Source organism: Agrobacterium sp. 10T429 (assembly GCF_056393925.1).
Genome location: NZ_JBFTGV010000101.1, coordinates 1 through 360 on the forward strand (window position 1 = coordinate 1; position 360 = coordinate 360).

Genomic DNA, 360 nt, shown 5'->3' on the forward strand with positions numbered 1-360 from the left:
GGCGGAAAGGGCGGAAACACCGCGGGCGGCAGCAGGGCCATGGCCGCTTCCAGGCGGGCCGTCAGCGCGCGCGTGGCCGGCGTGAGCGGCTGGCGCACCTCGGCGCGGGCCAGGCCTGCCAGCGCCAGCGCGGCCTTGACCGGCGCCGGGTTCGGCTCGGCGAACATCAGGTCGATCAGCGGCGAGAGCTGGCGGAACAGCGCGCGCGCCGCTTCGTCGCAGCCGGTGCGGGCCAGTTGCAGCAGCCGGACGAACAAGTCCGGGCGGATATGGGCGGCAGCCGGCACCACGCCTGCGCCGTCGGCCAGCAGGTGGTCGAGCATGGCGGCATCCTCGCCGCAGAACACGCGCAGGGCATCC

1 protein-coding gene is annotated in these 360 nt (G+C 75.3%); it reads right to left on the minus strand.

What is annotated here, in order from left to right; genetic code table 11:
* Window positions 1-323 (minus strand): dihydrodipicolinate synthase family protein (locus tag AC1DCP_RS26720; protein ID WP_476774920.1); only part of this gene is annotated, 323 nt, incomplete at its 3' end.
* Between the last annotated feature and the right edge of the window lie 37 nt (window positions 324-360).